Here is a 19539-nt window from a genome sequence, read left to right as displayed (position 1 = left end):
GTTCGCTGGTCACCACATTATCTCCCGGCCTTGTCGACGTTGCCGAAAGAATGTGGCGAGACGAACTGAACAGCGCCGCTCGTCCGCACGAAGCCCCGGGCTCACAGGGACTACCCGCCCTGCCCGCGCCTCTCGTGCCGACGCTGCCGCGTCCACCGCAAGCCCGGCTCGCGACAGTGACGACACATAGTCGCCCCTCTTGGGTGAGCCGGGATGGGCAACACATACGCCGAAACCGAATTTCGGTAAAGTGGAATATTTTTGCGCACGTGGATTGACAGAGGGCGACACAGGCTCGGCCCCGGAGCCCGAGCGTAGCGACATCCCGGATCGGCGCGGGAGCGCAAGGGCCTCGTATGCGCCTTCAGTCGTGAGCGCCGGACATTTCGTCGTGCTTCAAGTGCCGCCTGCGGATATTGCGGGTGACGATCCAGACCACCGCCACGGCAACCGGCACGAAGATCGCGGTTGCCAGCGAAGGCTCGACATGCAGGCCGCCGTCATGGGCGCCCTTGGCGAGGTAGCCGAACAGGCTGACGACGTAGTAGCCGATGGCCGCCACTGACAAGCCTTCGACCGTGCTCTGTAGCCTCAATTGCAACCGGGTGCGCTCATCCATCGAGCGCAGCAGATCGCGGTTCTGCTCCTCGAGCTCGACATCGACGCGTGTGCGCAACAGATCAGCCGCGCGCGCGAGCTTGATCGACAGATCGGCCTGCCGGTCCTCCATCGTCGCGCAGGTGCGCATCGCAGGTGCCATGCGGCGGGCGAGGAAGGAGGACCAGGTCGGATAGCCCGCGATCTCGCCGCCTTCGATCACCGCGAGGCGGGCCTGCACGATGTCGTTGTAGGCGCGGCTGGCGCCGAACCGAAACGAGCTGCCGGCAGCTCCCCTTTCCAGCGAAGCCGCCAATGCGGTCAGTTCCGTCAGGAGATGGTTGTTGAGCTTGAGATCCTCGGCGCCCTGCATCTCCTCGAGCACTTCGACGAGCCGCCTACCGATATGATCGACAGCGGGCGCAAGCTCGAGCGCGGCGGGCAGACCGAGCAGCGCCAGCGTGCGATAGGTCTCGATCTCCAGCACACGCTGCACAAGGGCGCCGAGCCGGCCGGGCGAGAGGCCGTCGTTGCAAACGAGAATGCGGACGAAGCCCTGATCGTCCGTGCGAAAGTCGGATGCGACGACGGCAGGTCCGCTGCGGACCGCGGCAATGGCGAGACTGCCTCTCTCGAACAGCTGCTGCGCACGCTCCAACGCCGCCGAAGTCTGCTCGACTTCGAGCTTGACGGCGACCAGCAATTGGCCGGATTGGCGCAGAGACCGGATCAACGCGGCCGACTCTTCACCGATCTCGCCGAACCGGCGCGCGGGCGTCTGCGGGCTGCTCAGGATCCAGGTGAAGGTGCTGAACTCCGAGTGTTGCTCCCAGCGGAGCTGGGTGTCACCGATCATCACCTGATGATGCTTGGTTCCGGCGTCCGGCGGCGCCTGGCCGTGCGACATGCAGAATGCCACGAAGCTCTGCCGGTCCGCCTCAGCGACCTCGCCCTGGCCGAGAAAGGCAAAGCGCAGCACCGTGACCGGCGCTGTCAGCCGGGTGAATGGGCGGGCATGCACCTCGGCCAGCACCGCACCACGCTGCGGGTGCAGTTCGAAGTCGGCGAGATCGAGGTCACGGTTCATCGACGGTCCCCCTGCTGGGCTTTCAGGCCGCGATGTGTCGCCAACCTCGCCGTTCACTACCACAACACACCTCGCCTGCAACGCATCGCGCGTTGCGGGACCATTTTTTCGCGCGGAGACTCTCGCGGCCCATGGCCTGCCGCGACCTAGAACGTCCCGGCGATGGTAAGACGGAACGTCAACGGCTCCACGGGGTGCAGCACGTAGTCCATCACGCCGTTCTGACAGACTGAAGTTGGCGCAGTGCCCGATATGCAGAGGTTGTAAAGCGTATCGGTCTTGAGCAGCGAGCCATAGGCATAGCTGATCTGGTTCGCCCTCGTGTTGAAGAGGTTCAGCACGTCGAGCTGAAGGTGCCAGCCATTGTCGATGCGATAGCCAAGGCGGCCGTTGAAAATGCTGGTCGCAGAGGAACGGAATGCGTTGTCCTCCGTCAGCGGGCTCGACGCCAGATAGCGCCAGCGCAAGGTTCCGAACCAGCCGGTCCTCTCGCCCAGCGTGACGCCTGCCGATGCCACCATCGCCGGCGAGTTCGGAATGTAGTTGCCGGGCGCGTTGCCGATCTGCGCCTCGGGATAGCCGGCGAGCGAGGCATAGACGTCCGCCTGCTCGCTGTCATAGCCGCGGAAGCGTGCATGAGTCATTGCGAGATCGGCATCGATGTCGATCCAGGACGTCGGCCGGTAGTGGTTGGTCCATTCGAAGCCGTAGCGTCGGCTGGCGCGGGTCGCGGACGTGTCCCCGGCATCGCCGGAGAACAGGATCTCGGAATCCTGATCCAGCATGAAGACGCTGAGCGAGGTGTCGAGGCCGGGAACGATCCTGCTGCGCACGCCGACCTCTGCACCCCTGGTGCGCACCAGGAGCGGCGCTGGCGTCAGCCTCGTCGCGGGATCGCTGGGATCCTCCGTCGTGGTCGCGCCGCGGGCGTCGTTGGAGTGCATGCCGTAGCCGGCGCCGAAGAAGAATTCGGTCTGGCTGAACGGGCCGAGCACCATCCTGAATTTCGGGCTGCCGAGCGCGGCGTCGGTGCGGCCGGAGTTGTTGGCATTGAACCGCGACGTGACGTCGGCGGCATAATAGTCGCCGCGCCATCCCACCGTCGTCCTGAGCCAGTCAGTCCAGCGCACCGTGTTTTCGGCATAGACGCCGACGCTGCCCTCGCCGACCTTGTCGCTGCGAATGTTGGCAAGGAAGCCGCGCTGGAAGGTGTTGGTGAGTGCGAGATCGATCGCATCATAGCGCGACTGCAGGCCAAAGCTGGTCTGCATCGGCAAGCCCGCCAACGAGCCGTTCAGCGTGCGCGAGATGTTGGCGCCCGCCATCAGGCGATCGTCGTGCTGGTGGAACTGGTCGCCGAGCACGGGATCGCTGAGGAAGTAGGTGAAATTGTTGAAGAGGTCGAGCTGGCTTTTCACGACATAGGCGTTGACTTTCCAGGAGCCGAGGTCGTCGCTCTGCGCGATGCGGCCCGAGAGCGCGAAACGGTTGGTGTTGCCCCCGTCGCTTGGATCTTCCGAGCCGAAGCGATCGAGAAAGCCGGATGCGATCGCGCGCTGCGGGACCTGGTCCGTCGAATTCCATTTGTTGGCGTAGGCCATGCCGGTGACGGAGACGCCGTCGGTCGCGGTGCCCTGGCTGTAGCGCACGAGGCCGTTGAGCTTTCGCACATTGTCCGGGTTGTCCCACGGGCCGTTGTAGGTCCCGATCTCGCCGGCCACGAGCAAGGAGCCGTCACCGACCTTCGCGGAGTCCATGCCGAGCAGGCGGCGATAGCCGAAGCTGCCGGCGGTCAGCTGCGCTATTCCCCTGGTGCGGTCGATCAGACCGATATGGACGCTGCCGGCCGAGGCGAAATCGCCTTCGTCGGCGAAGTACGGCCCCTTGCGCGCGTCCACTGCGGCGATGGTTTCCGGGATCAGCCAGTTGAGATCGGCATAGCCCTGGCCGTGCGCGTGGGTGCGCATGTTCACGGGGACGCCGTCGACGGTGATGGCAAGGTCGGTGCCGTGGTCGAGATTATAACCGCGCAGGAAATACTGGTTGGCTTTGCCCTCGCCGGAATGCTGCGTCACGATGAGACCCGGCACGGCTTCGAGCGCTTCGCCCGGCCGCGTGAAAGGGCGTCCATTGATCTCCTCGCCCGAGACGGAGATCTCGCTGGCCATGCCAAGCTGACCCTTTGCACCCGAGGCGACGCTGCGCACATCCGACGCTTGCGCCGCTGCCGGATACGCGGGGATGCGGTGGTCGGCCGGGGACGGCTTGCCGGCCCGGCGCGATGCGACCGGCTTCTTGCGCCCCGTCGTCTCGCCGCCGCCGACCTGGATTGGCGGCAACTCGCGTGAGGTGTTTTCGCCCTGGGCGAAAGCGCGGCCGTCATCCGCGAGCAGAACCAGGGCCGAGAGTGCCGTCAGCGCGCCGCCGCCACGACAGGGCTCACGCCGCTTCGGTTGCATCGGTGCATGCCAGAGCTTTCGTCGCGGCCCGGTGCCGGCCGTCCGCAAAGATGCGGCGATAGAGCACGACCGAGACGAGCCAGGCGATTGCAAACAGCGCGATCACGGCAAAGCCGACATTGGCGAGCGACTCGTTGAGGCCCTCGACCAGCGTCCACATCCCTCCGGACAAGTCGAGCCGGTCGGCGATCAGCCCGAGCGCCTCGATACCACCGATGAACAGCGCGACCGCCACCGAGGCGCCGGTGATCGTGAGGTTGTACCAGAGCTTTCGCAAGGGATCGACGAAGGCCCATCGATAGGCGCTCACCATCAGCGCGGAATCGGCGGTGTCGACCAGCGCCATGCCCGACGCGAACAGTGCAGGGAAAACCAGCACGTCGGCGACCGACGCGCCGCGCGCGGCTTCGGTTGCTGAGATGCTGAGCAGGCCGATCTCGGTCGCCGTGTCGAAGCCCAGCCCGAACAGGAAGCCGAGTGGATACATGTGCCAGGGTTTCGTGACCAGGCGGAACAGCGGTCCGAGCAGTCGCGCGAGGAAGCCGCGGTTGGCGAGCAGCGTCTCAAGACCTTCGGCGTCGTGAACCCCCTGCTCCCGCACCGCGCGAAACGTCCGCCACAGGCCGGCGAAGATGACGAGATTGATGGCCGCGATCACGAGCAGGAACAGCGCCGACACCGACGTGCCGATGAGGCCCCCGATCTCCTTGAGCAGACTATCGCCGCCCAGGCTCACCACGCCGAGCGCGAGCAATATGGTCGCGACCACGACGACGGTGGAATGGCCGAGCGCAAAATAGAGGCCGACGCTACGCGGCGCGCCACCCGTCTGCATCAGCTTGCGCACGACGTTGTCGATGGCGGCGATGTGGTCGGCATCGACGGCGTGGCGCAGACCGAACACCCAGGCCAGCAGCGCAGTCGCAAGCACCGTCGGCCGGTCGCCGAACAGCGCGAAGGCCCAGGCCCATGCGGCGATGTTGGCGGCGATCAGCCCCCCGAACAGCACCACCGTTCCGGGCTCGACCGCCCGCAGAGTCCGCCTCACCGCCTGCTCCATCCACCTGATCCCGCAGTATGACGTTTATCAAGAACCCTCATACTGGCAAGAGCAAGAGCCGCGCCACTTTTCGGCCTGGCGGCCGAAAGGGCCCACCGAGACGGAAGTCACCTCGTTGATTCAATGGAGACTTTTTTAGTCCGGCGCATCACGGCGCCGGAGCGGAATGCTGGGCTGCGTTTCACGCAAGCGAAATGCGCAACGATCACATGTCCACGGTCATCGACAGGAGATATGTGCGCGGTGCTCCCAGGAAGAACGTTCCGAACGAAGCCACGCTGGACCAGTAACTCTCACCGGTCACGTTCTGGATGTTTGCGCGGAAAACCGTCTTCTTGCCGTTGATCGCGGTGGTGTAGCGAGCGCCGAGGTCGAGCCGCGTCCAATCCGGAATCGGCTGCTTGTTCGCGGTGTCGACGAACTGCCTGCCCGTGTAGATCACGGCTCCATTCACGGTGAGCCCTCTCATCCACGGGAGGTCCCACTCCGCGCCGATATTGGCCTGTATGTTCGGAACGCCGATCGGCGTGTTGCCCACATTGGCCGCGACGGCGGTCTTGGTCAGGGTGCCGTCCAGCAGCGAAACGCCTCCGAGGATACGAACATCCGGCGTGAGCTCGCCGGATACGTTGAATTCGAGCCCGCGGACTCGTTGCTCGCCTGTCGCCGCGAAGCGCCCGGCGGAGAGCTCGCCGCTCGCCTTCGATATCTCGAACGCGCTGAAGGTGGTTGCAATCCGGCCAAAATCCACTTTGATGCCGGCCTCGTACTGCTTGGCGACGTAAGGCTGCAGCACTTCGCCGAAATTGGACGCGTTCTGAGGAGCCACGTCGCCCCGGGCGAGACCTTCGACGTAGTTCGCGTACAGGGAAATATTGTCCAAGGGCCGGACGACGAGGCCGACCACAGGGGTGACCGCGCTCTTGTCATAGGACGACGTCAGTGTCCCGACGTTGGAGAGGTAGTTGTGCGCCTCGATGCCCTGGCGCCGGACGCCCAAAGTCAACAGGACGCGCTCATCGAGCACGGACAAGGTGTCGGCAATCGAGAGCCCGGTAAGCTCGCTGTCCGAGAGCCGGGGACGGTCGCTGATCTCGTTCGCGAACTGCGTCGGCGCGACGGTCGGACTGTAGATGTTCGAGGTGACCAGACTGCCATTGGTGAGCCGCCGGTGCAGCGCGTCGTGATAGACCGAGGCCTGGAAGGCGACGGCATGGTGGACGAAGCCGGTATCGAAGCGGGCGCGAACACCGCCATCATATGTAGTTCGATCGATGCTGAGGCCGAAGTACTGGGGCGTTGAGGTCGTATTGCCGCTCGTGCTGACGATGGTCGGAAGACCGAAGAACCGCTCGACGTTGGTCTTGGAGCCGCCGACATCCGCGAACAGCGTGACCTGCTCGGTGAGATCGTACTCGGTCCGCAGCAAGGCGGACTGGTCGTTGATGCGCGACCATTCCCAGGGCTGGGTCACGTTCAGCTTGCCGTCCGGCGCCTTCGGCACCTGCAGGCCGGGAGCCATCAGAAAGGGACGTGACGGCGCGTCGAACCGATCGGTCTGGGCGATGAGATAGAGCCAGGACCTGAACCGTTCGCCTTGATAGTCGAGCGCCAGCGATCCGACACCTGTCGTCTCGGATTGGCGATTGATGGGCGTGTCGCCGCCGCGGACGCTTCCGCTGGCGCGTACGCCCCATTCCTTGCCATCGCCGTAGCGCCTCGCAACATCCCAGTGACCGCCGAAACGTGCGGTCGAGCCGTAGCTCGCGGTCAAGCGGGTCAAATCCTCTTCCGCGCGCTTGGGCACGACATTGATGACGCCGCCAACGCCGCCATTGGGCGCCATGCCCGAGAGCGCGGCCGAGGGACCCTTGAGTACTTCGATGCGCTCGACGTAGTCCGTGAAGATCCGATATGTCGGCGCGATTCCGTAAAGGCCCTCGAAGGCGAACTCACCGTTATTGCCTTCGTTGATCGGAAAGCCGCGTATGTTGAAGGAATCGACGATACCGCCGGTCGGGTGGGAACTTCGCACGGAGGGATCGAGGATCAGGGCATCCGCACCCGTTGCCGCCTGCTGATCCCGAATGAGCTTGTCCGTGTAGCTCGTCACGCTGAACGGCGACTTCATGGTGTTGGTATTTCCGAGCATCCCCAGTCGCGCGCCTTGAGCGACCTGCCCGCCGGCAAATGGCGGGACGACAGCCGGTTGCGATTGCACTGCGACCGTCGGGGCTTGCGGGGCGCGCCGTGAGGTCGATCGGACCCGCGCATCGTTTCGCCTGGTTGGCGCACGGCGAACCGACTGTTGCGTCGGGGCTTCGACAGTCACGGGCGGAAGGGAATTACCGCCCTGGGACGTTTGGGATTGAGCAGGCGATTCGAACCACGTCAGCCACGCCACACCACCCAGCAGCGCCGCACCAAAGCGAGCTACCGTCTTATCCCCACCCGCACGTCGCATTCCAGAAAGTCCTTCATCAATAGCGCGCAGCCCGCCGTGAAGCGGCTTCCGCGTTTGGCCAGCAACGACCATGGATCGAAGAGCAGCTCTTCGTATCCGAGCTCGGCCGGCATGCATGGCCCGTCAATTAGTTGCTCTGCAGACGCGCACGCGCGTTTGCTGCCTTCGTCTTGGCGGCAACATCCGAACGTCAGCGATCTGCATCGCCTCTTTAAAAAGACGCCATCGTGACGGCAACGCAAATGCGTGCGCGCGACTTAGAATGCCTCGATCATCGCCAACCGGGAGGAGAATGTCTGGAACGATTCAAATGCGCTTTCGATGATTGCAGATCGGTGCAGTCAAAATGCCGCAGGAAGATTCGCCGGGAGTGCGGTCGTCAGGAATGCTTCGGCGCCATCACTTCGTTGCTGTGGCCTTTATTGCGACGACATCTGCCGCTGCGTGAGGTGCGCTCGATCTCAGCGAGATCATGATCCGGCTGATGATGGCCGCAATGCCGATAGGTCCGGGGGTCGCGACAGGACGGACGGGGCTGCTCAGATCGGCGGAAATTGCCGAGCGTTACGACATTCTGGTTGCGAGACGGGCGATGTTGAGCTGGTGGATCCGGCTGATGCCCTCATCTCATTCCTGCAGCGCCTCCTCGCGCCGCGCCCGGATCGTGGGCAGCATGATCAGGAGAATCGCGATGGCGGCCGCGGCCAGGAGGCTCGCCGAGAGCGGCGAGGTGAGCAGCACGGTGACGTCGCCGCGCGACAGCACCATGGCACGGCGAAAATTCTCCTCGATGGCAGGGCCCAGAACCAGCCCCAGCAGCAGCGGCGCCGCCGGCAATTGCAGCTTGATCAGGACGTAGCCGAACACGCAGAACATCGCGGCCTCGTAGACCTCGAATGTTCCGCTGTTGATGGAATAGACGCCGATCGAACAGAACACCATGATCGCCGGAAACAGATATCGGTAAGGAATGGTGAGCAGCTTCACCCACAGCCCGACGAGCGGAAGATTGAGGATCAGCAGCATCAGATTGCCGACCCACATCGAGACGATGAGGCCCCAGAACAGGGTCGGGTTCTTCGTCATCACCTCCGGGCCTGGCTGGATGTTGTGGATGTTCATGGCGCCGACCATCAGGGCCATCACGACGTTGGAAGGAACGCCGAGCGTCAGCAGCGGAATGAACGAGGTCTGCGCGCCTGCGTTATTCGCCGATTCAGGCCCTGCAACGCCTTCGATGGCTCCTTTGCCGAACTGCTCGGGATGCCGCGACAGCTTCTTCTCGAGCGTATAGGACGCAAAGGACGAGAGCACCGCACCGCCGCCGGGCAGGACGCCCAGCAACGTGCCCAGGGCCGTACCGCGCAGCATCGCCGGCACCATGCGGCGGAAGTCGTCGCGGGTCGGAAACAGATTGGTGATCTTCTGGGTGACCAGCGACAGCTTGTCGTCCTGCTCGAGATTCTTGACGATCTCGGCAAAGCCGAAGATGCCCATCGCCAACGGCACGAAATCGAGACCGTCGAACAGCTGGGGAATGCCGAAGGCAAAGCGCTGGCTGCCGCTGTTCAAATCGGTGCCGACGAGGCTGAGGAGCATGCCGAGCACGACCATGCCGATGCCCTCGATAAACGGGCCGCTCGACAGCACCGAGGCGAGGATCAGCCCCAGGATCATGAGCGCGAAGAATTCCTTTGGGCCAAACAGCAGCGCCGTCGCGGTCAGCGGGCCTGCAAGGGCGGCCAGCGCGAGCGTGGCCACGCATCCTGCAAAAAACGAGCCGATGGCAGCGGTGGCGAGCGCGACGCCGGCGCGGCCCTGCTTCGCCATCTGGTAGCCATCGATCGTGGTCACGACGGAGGAGGATTCGCCGGGCAAATTGACGACGATGGCAGTGGTCGAGCCGCCGTACTGCGCGCCGTAATAGATTCCGGCGAGCATGATCAGCGCGGCGTCCGGCGGCAGCGCATAGGTGATCGGCAGCAACATCGCGATAGTTGCGAGCGGGCCGAGGCCGGGAAGCACGCCGATCAAGGTCCCGAGCAGACATCCGAAGAAGGCGTAGAGCAGGTTGGCGGGCTGGGCGGCGGTTGCAAAGCCGATCGCCAGATTGTGGACGAGATCCATCGATCGGCCCGTTCAGTTGAGAAGGGACGGCCAGACGGGCAGCTGCAACCCGAGACCGTAGACGAAGACGGCAAGACACAGCGCAATCAGCACCGCCGCATTCGCCAGCGCGCCCGTCCAGGTGAACTCGGAGCTGGCCCGGCTCGACACCATGATCAGCACGAACAAGGCGCCGACCAGACCGAGCGGAAATAGCAAGGCTGCGAACAGGACCACGGACCCGGTCACCCAGGCGAGCCCCTTGAAATCCCATTTGCGCAGCAGCTGCCGTTCCGCGGCGGGCTTCATGGCACTGAGAATCACGACGAGGCCGATGGCAGCGAGCACGATCGCGAGCAGGCGCGGGAAATAGCCCGGCCCCATTCGCGCGACCGTGCCCGCGGGGTAGCCGAGCGCCGCCACGAAGAAGAAGATTGCAAAGGCGAGGAATAGTGCGCCGGACGCGAAGGCCCTGTGATTGCGGATCGCCAATCCCTTCATGCTCGCTCTCCCTCGCCCGGCCCTTCCCCGCTTGCGCCGGCCATCGACGAACGCTCATCGAGGGCTTCCATCAGAACCGGCATGCCGATGGCGCAGGAATGAACGCCTAGATGCGCGGTCATCTGGAGAACCTGCAGGATCTCCCGCTGGCCGATGCCGAGCCGCAGGGCCCGTTTGATCTGCACGCGCAGCCCTTGCGGGTTGAGCGCCGTGAAGCAGGCGTTCAATGCGATCGAGATCAGACATTGCGACCGCTGGTCGAGGCCCTCCCCGGCCGCTCCGCCCGCGAGGAGATCGAACAAGAGGGCGAAATAGCCGGGATCGTGTCGCAGCCACTGCTCGCAGAAGTCAGGCCAATCGCCGAACCGCGCGACATAGGCATCCCGCAGCACTCTCTGCTCGTCCGAGAGCTCGCCTTGATCGACCTCCAGGCCCGCGCTTGCCAGTTCTTCCGCGAGAATGCCGACGCCGACGTTGCAGCCGTCGAGCCCCTGGGCCGTTGCGAGACGGAATACATCGACGATCTCCCGCGCCGACGCCCCCTCCTGAAGCGCGAGGCGGAGGTGCAGTGCGAGCCCTGAGCGGAACAGATGCGTCGCTGAGCCATCGAGCGCGACGTAGATCAGCTCCCGCATCTTGGGCGACAGCGGCCCCTTCTCCGCGGCGTAGCCCGCATACTTGCCGTAGGTCTGAAGAAATTCGGGATCGAGGCGCAGCAGGCCTTCCGTCCAGGGCCGCCAATAGCCGCGCGCCTTGATATAGGCCTCTTTCAGGACCTGCTGTTCCGGCGTCAGACTGGACATGGCGATCGCACCGTCAGGCAATGTTGGTCAGGGTGATCCCGCCGTCGACGGTGAGCACCTGTGCCGAGATGAATGCGCTGTCGTCGCCGGCGAGGAAACAGATCGCCTTGGCGATGTCGTCGACCGTGCCGAGCCGCCCCAGCGGCGTTCGTGCGATCCGGCGCGCATCGAGCTCGGCGTTGCGGTTGCGCATGGTTCCTTCGGTCGGGATCGCCGAGGGCGCCACCGCGTTGACGCGGATGTTGCGCTCCCCGAGCTCCGCCGCGGCTGCGCGTGTGATGCCCATGACGCCGGCCTTGATGCCGCTGTAGACGATGCTGTTCTTGGCCGACAGCAGACCGGCCACCGAAGCGACGTTGACGATCGCGCCGCCACGTTCGGCATCCATGACTTCCGCGGCCGCCTGGATACCCCACATCACCGACTTGAAGCCGATATTGAGCATGCGCTCGACGGTCTCCGGCGCGATGTCGGCGACCGACTGGTAGCGGACCCAGGCTGCGTTGTTGACGAGGATGTCGAACCGTCCCTGCCGCTCCGCCACTCCAAGCACCGCCTGCCGCATGCCGTCGCGACTGGACACGTCCTGCGTAACGGCCAGCGCCTCGCCGCCGGAGGCCTTGATCGCATCGACCGTGCCGTTCACGAATTCCGGCTTCAGATCATTGACGCCGACAATCGCGCCGCGTGAGGCCAATTTGAGCGCAGTCGCACGGCCGATGCCGTTTCCGGCACCGGTGACGAGTGCAACGCGGCCCGCGAGCGTCTGATCCCTGGCCTCGGTCATGGTCATCTCCTTCATGCTCCTGCCTCAGTGAACGGAGCAATTTCCGATACGTAACGGCGGCCAAATGCGCTGATCAGGCCGCTGGCATCGCCCTGCGCTTGCAGCGTCCGGATCCGGCGCAAATGACGATGCACCGGAATGTCCCAGGTGAAGCCCATACCGCCATGGATCTGCAGCGCGCCTTCGCTGATCGAGCTGCCATAGGTTGCCGCGGCCAGGAACGCCGCATCGCGCTGAACGGAACCACTCCCCTCGGACAGGCTTCGCGTGATCGCATGACGAATGCTCTCCAGCCCCAGCTTCTGTCGCGCCAGCGCATGACGAATGGCTTGATTGTAGGACAGAGCGTGACCGAACTGCCGGCGCGTCGACGCATGCTCCTGCGCCAGCGACAGGCAGGCCTCGGCAGATCCCAGGATGGCCGCGGCACGCAGTACGTTGGCGTCTGAGCTGAGCATATCCCATGTGTTCGCCGGCAGGATCGAGTCGATGGGAATGCGGACCCTCTGGAGACGCACCGCGTGTTCCGGCACAGTCAGATCGAGGCCTGCCGCGTCTTCCACCACAACGCCTTCGGCATCGATCGGAATCAATGCCGCAGCACCTTCGCCGATCCGGACCAACAGATAGTCGGTTTTGTCCGCGCAGGGGGCTCGCGCAACCCAGCCGCTCAACACGACAGCTTCCCCTTCCCGCTCGGCGACAGCCTCGCCCTGCCACGCGATGGACACCAACGTCTCGCCCGAGACGATCGCGGTGGCGAGATGCGGCAGCGACTGCTGGAGCAGGCGGCCGGCAAAGAGCGTCTCGAGCAGCGGAAAGCCGAGCAGTCCGGAATGGGCGGCCGCGATCACCGGCACCGCGAAGCTCAGCGCCAGGGCGAGCCCCCCGACCTCTTCGTCCGCGATGATGCCGAGCAGTCCGTCACCGGCGAGATTGCGCGCCTGCGCCCGCATCTCCTGCCCCGCACAGGCGACGACCGCACGCGTCGCGGTTGCGGCGAATTCGGCGGGCTGCAGTCCTTCACCAGCCACGATCATCACTTGCCTCGCGAGAGCTGGAGGATCCGATCGGCGATGATGCCGAGCTGTATCTCGGTCGTGCCGGCGTAGATCGTTTCGGCGCGGGCCTGCAGATAGATCGCCTCGAACCGCCGCCGCGCCACCTTGATCGCCGCGAGCTGCGGCAACATGGCCTGCTGGAGCAGCTCCAGGGCGAGCGCGGCAAAGCGCTGATGCGATTCGCTCCAATAGAGCTTCGCAAGGCTGCCCCGCGCGCCGATCTTGTCACCATTGACGAGCGCCTCGACGGCGGTCTCGACATGTGCTTTCAGCACCTCGATCTCGACCGCGACCTCGCCGAGCCTGACCGCGTAGTGATGATCGTCGACCATCTGCGACAGCGCGGCATCCGCCTTGCAGGCCGAAATCAGGTGGCGCAGCTCGTTCTCGAAGCGCCAGGCGCGATACATGCGGTTGGTCGCACGCTCGATCTCCAGCACGCGGATCGCCGCGGCCCAGCCCTCGTCGGGCGCGCCGATCGCATCGGTCTGGGCCACCTCGACCTCGTCGAAGAAGACCTCGCAGAAGCTTTCGCGGCCATCGATCGACTTGATGGTCCGCACCCGCACGCCCTTCGCATCGAGCGGCACCGCGAACATCGCAAGGCCGCGATGGCGGTCCTCCAGCGGCCCGGTGCGGGCGAGCACGAGACAGCGTTGAGCCCGGTATGCGCCGCTGGTCCAGATTTTCTGGCCGGTGATGCGCCAGGCGTCACCGTCCCGGGTGGCGCGGGTGCGGAGCCCCGCCAGGTCGGAGCCGGCTTCGGGCTCGGAAAAACCCTGACACCAGATGTTGCGCATGTCGAGGATCGCAGGCAGGAAACGCTGCTTCTGCTCTTCGGTCCCAACTGCGAGAATGATGGGACCGGCAAGCTCCTTGCCGATCGAGTTGACGCTTTCGGGCATCGCGAGCGCACCGATCTCCTGATTGGCGATCAGGTGCTCACGCAAGGAGCGGCCGTGCCCGCCATAGGCCTGCGGCCAGGTGATGCCCGTCAGCCCGGCGCGGTACATCGCCGCCTCCCAGGCAATGGACTGCTGAAGTGTGGGCGATGCGAATGCGGCGCTGTCGCTGCGGAAACTGGCGGGCAGATTGCCTTGCAGCCAGCGACGCATCGCGCCGCGATAGGCTTCATCCGTCAGGTTCTCCACCACGACGGCTTGCATCGATACCGCTTCAACCACACTCATCGCACGCTTCCTGCTTTCGTCATATCCGCCGACATGTCCTGCCCGGCCGCCTATCCTTCACTGCGACTTGAGAAGATCGCAGGCGCTTTCCGATGCCGGCCGCCATGCATCCTCGGGCGCGATCGTGCCTGTGATGTCGTAATAGTCGTAGGTGTATTTGGATTCCGCCGGAGCCTTGATGCGCGCGACATAGAGCGGTCGCATGACCTGGCCGTCAGCCCTGATGCTGACATTCTTCATTTCGAAATCGTTGATCGGTGTGTTCTTCATTTGCCGCATCACGGCATCACCGTCGTCGGAACTGGCGGCAGCGACCGCCTTCAGATAATGCGTGATGGCGCTGTAGGTGGCGGCCTTGCCCTCATTGAGAAGCTGACCATTCGTCGCCTCGGCATAGCGCTTGGCAAAGGCCCGGCTCTCCGGCGTCTTGTCCCAGTAGAACGGCGTCGTCAGCCGCACGTTCTGAAGGTCCTTGAGACCAATTCCATGCGTCTGGCTGATCATGAGGCCGAGCGGAACAAGCAGCTGCGATTTGGTCAGCCCGAACTCCTGCGCCTGCTTGATCGCATTGGCGAAGTCCGCGCCCGAATTGGCGAGCGCAATCGCCTTGGCGCCGCTGGCCTGTGCCGTCAGCAGGAACGAGGAGAGATCCGACGAGTTGAGCGGATGCAGCACCGAGCCGACCACCTTGCCGCCGCCCGCTTCGATGAACTTGGTGGCATCCGCCTGCCAGGCCTTGCCGAAGGCATAATCCACCGTCAGGAAAAACCAGCTATTGATCCCCTGCGCGAGCAGGGCTTTCACGGTGGCCTTCGGCTGGGCATAGGTATCAACCACCCATTGCGTGGTCATCGGCGAGCATTTGTCGTTGGTGAAGAACGACCCCGCGGTGCCGGCCAGAAGATAAGGCTTCTTGCGGTTCTTCATGATATCCTGCACAGCCAGCGCGATCGACGACGCCGAGCAGCCGACAATGGCGTCGACACCTTCGTTGTCGACCCAGCGCAGCGCGATGGCGACGCCGATATCGGGCTTGTTCTGGTCGTCAGCGATCACGAGCTCGATCTTCTTGCCATTGACCGCTCCGCCAAAGTCGCCAACCGCGAGCTTAGCCGCGGCGACCGAGCCGAGGCCGCAATTGTCGGCATAGGGGCCGTTCTGGTCGTTCATGATGCCGATCTTGACGACGTCGCCGGAGATGCCCTGTGCGGACAGCGGCGCATTCGTGAGCAGCAAGGCAATCATGCCGAGCGCAGTGATCGTCGATCTCTTCACCGTTTCCTCCTGCTTTGACGCGCTTCCTCTGGACCGGCTTCTGCCGGTTCTCTTCGTTTAGATTCAGTGTGGGACCGGCCGCTCTCCGTGCGGGATCAGCAGCGCATCGAGCGCCACGGCCCCCTCGCCCTCCGCCCGTAGCAGCAGCGGGTTGACGTCGATCTCGGCGATCTCATCGACATGCGCGGCGGCAAAACGCGACAACGCGGCAACGGCCCGCGCCGCGGCTGTGAGGTCGGCTCGCGGCCGGCCGCGCGCACCGTCGAGCACCGCGAACGCCTTGAGCGATTTCAGCATCGCCATCGCCTGTGTCTCGCTGACCGGCGCCATCTGCACGGCGGAGTCCTGAAGGATCTCCGCAAAAATGCCGCCGAGGCCGACCATCACCACCGGGCCGAACACGGGATCGATGCGGCTGCCAAGGATGAGCTCGGCGACGCCCTTGGCCATTGGCGCCACGATCACACCATCAATCGTTGCATGCGGCGCCCTGGTGGCGACGCGATCGCGCATTTGGGCATAGGCCCGCCGGACCTCGGCTTCCAAACCGACACCCACGATGACGCCGCCGGCCTCCGTCTTGTGCGGCAGATCGGGCGAGGCAATCTTGAGCACCACGGGATAGCCGATGTCGGTAGCGGCACGCGCCGCCGCATCGACATCCTGCACGAGACGCTCGGCAAGGACCGGAACACCGGCGTCTGCAAGTGCGCGCTTGGCTCCGAGTTCGTGGCGGAACGCATCGGCCGGGAGCGGCACCGCCAGCGCGACGGCCGCGGGCGCGTCCTGCGGACGCTTCGACACCGCCTGCAATCGCACCAGCGCGGCGATAATTGCGCAGCAGCCGTCGAAACTTTCCACCGTCGGAAAGCCCAGTGCGTGCAGCTCGGTCAGCGCATCCTCTGGACCGTCGACGCACAGGATGACGGGACGGTGCGGAAATTGCGTGCGGATGTTGCGCAGCGTGTCCATATAGATGGATCGCAGGCGCGGCAGGTGCAGCGAGAACGGCAGCGGCAGGATCACCGCATCAGCGCTCTCGTCCGCCACCACGGCGGACATGATCTTCTCCAGAAGATCCGGACGGCTCGACATCTGCGCCGTGGCGTCGACCGGGTTGCGGGCCGATGCGAACGGCACCAGCTCAAGAATCTGCCGCTGCGTCTCCTGTCGGAGTTCCGGCAGGGTCAGCCCGACCGCTTGTGCCGCATCCGCGAGCAGCACGCCGAAGCCGCCCGACGCGGTGAGGATCGCGATGCCCGGCCCCTTCGGCAGCCGATCCGGCAGCAGGATCGATGCGGCGTGGCCGAGATCGATGAGCTCGTCGATGCTGCGGACGCGCACCGCGCCGCAACGGGCAAACAGTGCGTCGAATACGGCGTCCGATCCGGCCATTGCTCCGGTGTGCGAAGCCGCGGCAGCCTGCCCAGCCGCCGACGTCCCGATCTTCATCGCGATGACGGGCTTGCCGGCATCACGCGCCTCCTCCAGCGCCGAGATCAGGCGGCCGGCGTCACGGCAGGCTTCGAGACAGCACAGGATGACCTTGGTAGCGGGATCACGCGCCATCCAGGCGATGCCGTCGGCGATGTCGATGTCGCACTCGTTGCCCGTCGTGATGAAGCGGCTGACGCCGACACCGCGCTCGCTGGCGAGCCGCATGGTGTAGCTGCCGAGATTGCCGCTCTGCGACACGATTCCGAGCGAGCCGGCAACCGGCATGCTGTGCTCGAGCACGATCGAAAACGTCGCGATGCTCTTCTCGGCGATGCTGACCGCGCCGAGACAATTCGGCCCCAGCAGGCGCATGCCGCCATTGCGCGCGGCGACGCGCAGCCGCTCCTGCATCGCGCGGCCCTGCTGGCCGAGCTCGGCAAAACCGGACGAGAACACGACGACGCTGCGGACGCCACGCGCGGCGCACTGCTCCACGGCCTCGCCCGCGCGCTCCGCGTCAACCGCGATGATGGCGAGATCCGGCGCCTCCGGCACCTCGGCAACGGAAGCATAGGCCTTCAGGCCCTGCACCATCGCGGCCTTCGGGTTGACCGGATAGATGCGGCCTGCGTAGCCGTGGCGACGCAACAGATCGACCGGCCGGCCACCGATCTTGGTCGCCTCTTGCGAGGCGCCAATGATCGCGATCGAACGCGGCGACATCAGCGCGTCGAGACCTTCTCCCGGCCGCATCTCAGCGCCCCTTGAACACCGGTGCGCGCTTCTCCAGGAACGCCATCCGCGCTTCCTTGGCGTCTTCCGTCTTCGACAGCGCCATGGTGATGTTCTGCTCGAAGCGATAAGCGTCGCGCGGCGGCATCAGCTCGACCATGTTCGCCGCGTTCTTGGCGTATTCCATCGCGATCGGGCTCTTGGACGCGATCTCCCGGGCGAGCTTCATCACTTCGGGGATCAGGTTTTCCCTGGTCGTGCAGGCCTCGATGATGCCGAGGCGGTAAAGCTCGGCGGCCGGCACGCGATAGCCGGTGAAGAACATGCGGCGCATCAGCGAGCGGCCGAACAAGGTGTTCAGCATGGCCGCACCACCGGCGAGCCCGACATTGATCTCGGGCATGCCGAACACGGCCTCTTCGCTGGCGTAGAAGATGTCGCAGGAGGCCATCAGACCAACGCCGGCCCCTAGCGCAACGCCGTTGATGGCCGCAATGACGGGCTTTGAGCATTCGCGGATGCAATTGCCGGTCTCGCGCGTGATCCGGTTGTGGCTGTGGAACGCACCGATCTTGGTCGGATCCGGACGATCCTTCAAATCCGCGCCGCTGCAGAACACCTTTCCGGCTCCGGTCAGGATTGCGACCCTGACGTCGCTGCGCTCGGAAATCTCGTCGAACACGGCGACGATGCGGTCGCGCATCGCGCGATCGAGCGCATTCACGGGAGGCCTATTCAGCGTCACCAGCGCGATGTGGTCGGACACTTCGAGGGTGACGATATCTCCTGACATGGCTTCCTCCTGGGCTTCTGCTTGCCTGGTTTGTCTTGCTTGTTATCGCCTGACCGATCGGTCAGCTTTTCGCGGTGATAGCACCGAACGTCGCAGCTGGCAATATCCTGCCGATGTCCTATTGACCGACCGATCGGTCAGCCGATAGATTCACATGCAATCAAAGAACGACCTTGAGGAGGACTCGCATGCCCAGGATCAGCCGACGCCAGGCGGCAACTCTGATCGCCGGCGCCCTCGCCGCTCCGCTTGCCGCACCTGGCATCGTGAGAGCGCGCTCCTCTCAGACGGTTTTCATCATTGTGCCTTATGCGCCCGGCGGCTCCATCGACAGCCTGATGCGCTCGATCGCGAAGGCGATGGCGGAAAGCCTGGACCAACCGGTTCTGGTCGACAACAAGCCCGGTGCCAACGGCATCGTCGGATCGCAATATGTGGCGCGCGCGCCGAAGGATGGATCGGTCCTCTTGGCCGGCGGCACCGGCCCGATTTCGCTGAACGTGCTGCTGCGCAAGAACCTGCCCTACAAGCTCGCGGATTTCGCCTCCGTCGCCATGCTCTGCAACGGCCCGCTGTCGCTGACCGTCAACGCGCGGACGCCCGTCGCCGACGTGAAGAGCTTCGTCGCCTATGCCAAAGGGCGCGACAAGCCGCTGTTCTACGCCACCCTCGGTCCTGGCAGCGTCACGCATCTGTTCGGAATCATGATGAGCAAGTCGATGGGATTTGCCGTCACCGACGTCGCCTATCGCAACAATCCGGCCTCTATCATGGAAACGCTGTCGGGAGAATGCGACCTCAATTTCGCAACGCCCGCCGCAGTCATCGAGCACGCGCGCAGCGGTCAGCTTCGCATCCTCGCGGTCTCCTCGGACAAGCGGATGGCCAGCTTCCCGGAGATCCCCACCCTGGCCGAATCCGGCTATCCCGACCTGACGGCATCATTCTGGACCGCACTGCACGCGCCCGCGGGCACGCCGCGCGATGCGATCGCGCGGCTGAACACGGCGGCCAACGCTGCGATGCAGAAGCCCGAGATCGCAAAGCAGCTCGAGACCGATGGCCTGATCACCGACACCGGCGCACCGGACCGGCTCGACGCGCAGTTGACCAAGGATGCCGCGCTCTGGGGACCGGTGATCAAGGCGCAAAACATCGTGTTGGAATGAGGCCCGGCCGCCAGCCGC

15 protein-coding genes are annotated in these 19539 nt (G+C 64.7%); 1 reads left to right on the top strand and 14 read right to left on the bottom strand.

Annotated elements, in window-relative coordinates; translation table 11 throughout:
- Positions 1 to 364: 364 nt before the first annotated feature.
- The 14 genes from GGD62_RS31700 to GGD62_RS31635 all read right to left on the bottom strand — a co-directional run bounded on the left by GGD62_RS31700 (position 365) and on the right by GGD62_RS31635 (position 18352).
- Positions 365 to 1684 carry a DUF3422 domain-containing protein gene (locus GGD62_RS31700; protein WP_018316040.1) on the bottom strand — a complete coding sequence of 440 codons (1320 nt, stop codon included), beginning with the start codon at positions 1682 to 1684 and terminating at the stop codon, positions 365 to 367.
- Positions 1685 to 1830: 146 nt separating this feature from the next.
- Positions 1831 to 4143, bottom strand: a complete 2313-nt coding sequence (locus GGD62_RS31695) for a TonB-dependent receptor (protein ID WP_183712102.1) — start codon at positions 4141 to 4143, stop codon at positions 1831 to 1833.
- On the bottom strand, positions 4124 to 5203 hold the full coding sequence (locus tag GGD62_RS31690; RefSeq protein WP_183712100.1) for a HoxN/HupN/NixA family nickel/cobalt transporter: 1080 nt from the start codon (positions 5201 to 5203) through the stop codon (positions 4124 to 4126). Before GGD62_RS31690 ends, GGD62_RS31695 begins: the two co-directional genes overlap by 20 nt.
- 205 nt (positions 5204 to 5408) lie before the next feature.
- A complete protein-coding gene (locus GGD62_RS31685) occupies positions 5409 to 7355 on the bottom strand; it encodes a TonB-dependent siderophore receptor (RefSeq protein ID WP_246800365.1) in 1947 nt (648 codons plus the stop codon).
- 281 nt (positions 7356 to 7636) lie between these two features.
- On the bottom strand, positions 7637 to 7780 hold the full coding sequence (locus GGD62_RS31680; protein ID WP_157644191.1) for a hypothetical protein: 144 nt from the start codon (positions 7778 to 7780) through the stop codon (positions 7637 to 7639).
- Positions 7781 to 8294: 514 nt separating this feature from the next.
- Positions 8295 to 9794 carry a tripartite tricarboxylate transporter permease gene (locus GGD62_RS31675; RefSeq protein WP_183712096.1) on the bottom strand — a complete coding sequence of 500 codons (1500 nt, stop codon included), beginning with the start codon at positions 9792 to 9794 and terminating at the stop codon, positions 8295 to 8297.
- Between the two features lie 12 nt (positions 9795 to 9806).
- Entirely contained in the window at positions 9807 to 10274 is a 468-nt protein-coding gene (locus GGD62_RS31670) for a tripartite tricarboxylate transporter TctB family protein (protein ID WP_092256024.1), read from the bottom strand.
- Positions 10271 to 11077: a carboxymuconolactone decarboxylase family protein gene (locus GGD62_RS31665; protein WP_183712094.1), complete on the bottom strand. Its 807-nt coding sequence runs from the start codon at positions 11075 to 11077 to the stop codon at positions 10271 to 10273. The genes GGD62_RS31670 and GGD62_RS31665 overlap by 4 nt, the downstream gene beginning before the upstream one ends.
- A gap of 13 nt (positions 11078 to 11090) precedes the next feature.
- A complete protein-coding gene (locus GGD62_RS31660) occupies positions 11091 to 11864 on the bottom strand; it encodes an SDR family NAD(P)-dependent oxidoreductase (protein ID WP_183712092.1) in 774 nt (257 codons plus the stop codon).
- An 11-nt stretch (positions 11865 to 11875) separates the two neighbouring features.
- On the bottom strand, positions 11876 to 12904 hold the full coding sequence (locus tag GGD62_RS31655) for an acyl-CoA dehydrogenase family protein (RefSeq protein ID WP_183712108.1): 1029 nt from the start codon (positions 12902 to 12904) through the stop codon (positions 11876 to 11878).
- Positions 12904 to 14115 carry an acyl-CoA dehydrogenase gene (locus GGD62_RS31650; protein ID WP_183712090.1) on the bottom strand — a complete coding sequence of 404 codons (1212 nt, stop codon included), beginning with the start codon at positions 14113 to 14115 and terminating at the stop codon, positions 12904 to 12906. Before GGD62_RS31650 ends, GGD62_RS31655 begins: the two co-directional genes overlap by 1 nt.
- Before the next feature lie 57 nt (positions 14116 to 14172).
- Complete coding sequence (locus GGD62_RS31645) at positions 14173 to 15390, bottom strand: ABC transporter substrate-binding protein (protein WP_312014314.1); 1218 nt, start codon at positions 15388 to 15390, stop codon at positions 14173 to 14175.
- A gap of 63 nt (positions 15391 to 15453) precedes the next feature.
- A complete protein-coding gene (locus tag GGD62_RS31640; RefSeq protein WP_183712088.1) occupies positions 15454 to 17580 on the bottom strand; it encodes an acetate--CoA ligase family protein in 2127 nt (708 codons plus the stop codon).
- Between the two features lies 1 nt (position 17581).
- On the bottom strand, positions 17582 to 18352 hold the full coding sequence (locus GGD62_RS31635; RefSeq protein ID WP_020508601.1) for an enoyl-CoA hydratase/isomerase family protein: 771 nt from the start codon (positions 18350 to 18352) through the stop codon (positions 17582 to 17584).
- A 188-nt stretch (positions 18353 to 18540) separates the two neighbouring features.
- Here GGD62_RS31635 and GGD62_RS31630 point away from each other — a divergent pair, with 188 nt between their 5' ends.
- Complete coding sequence (locus GGD62_RS31630; protein WP_183712086.1) at positions 18541 to 19521, top strand: tripartite tricarboxylate transporter substrate binding protein; 981 nt, start codon at positions 18541 to 18543, stop codon at positions 19519 to 19521.
- Positions 19522 to 19539: the final 18 nt, after the last annotated feature.

Source organism: Bradyrhizobium sp. ERR14 (assembly GCF_014198235.1).
GTDB lineage: Bacteria > Pseudomonadota > Alphaproteobacteria > Rhizobiales > Xanthobacteraceae > Bradyrhizobium.
The sequence above is the reverse complement of the archived record's forward strand: the minus strand, read 5'-3'. Positions and strand labels throughout refer to the sequence as shown.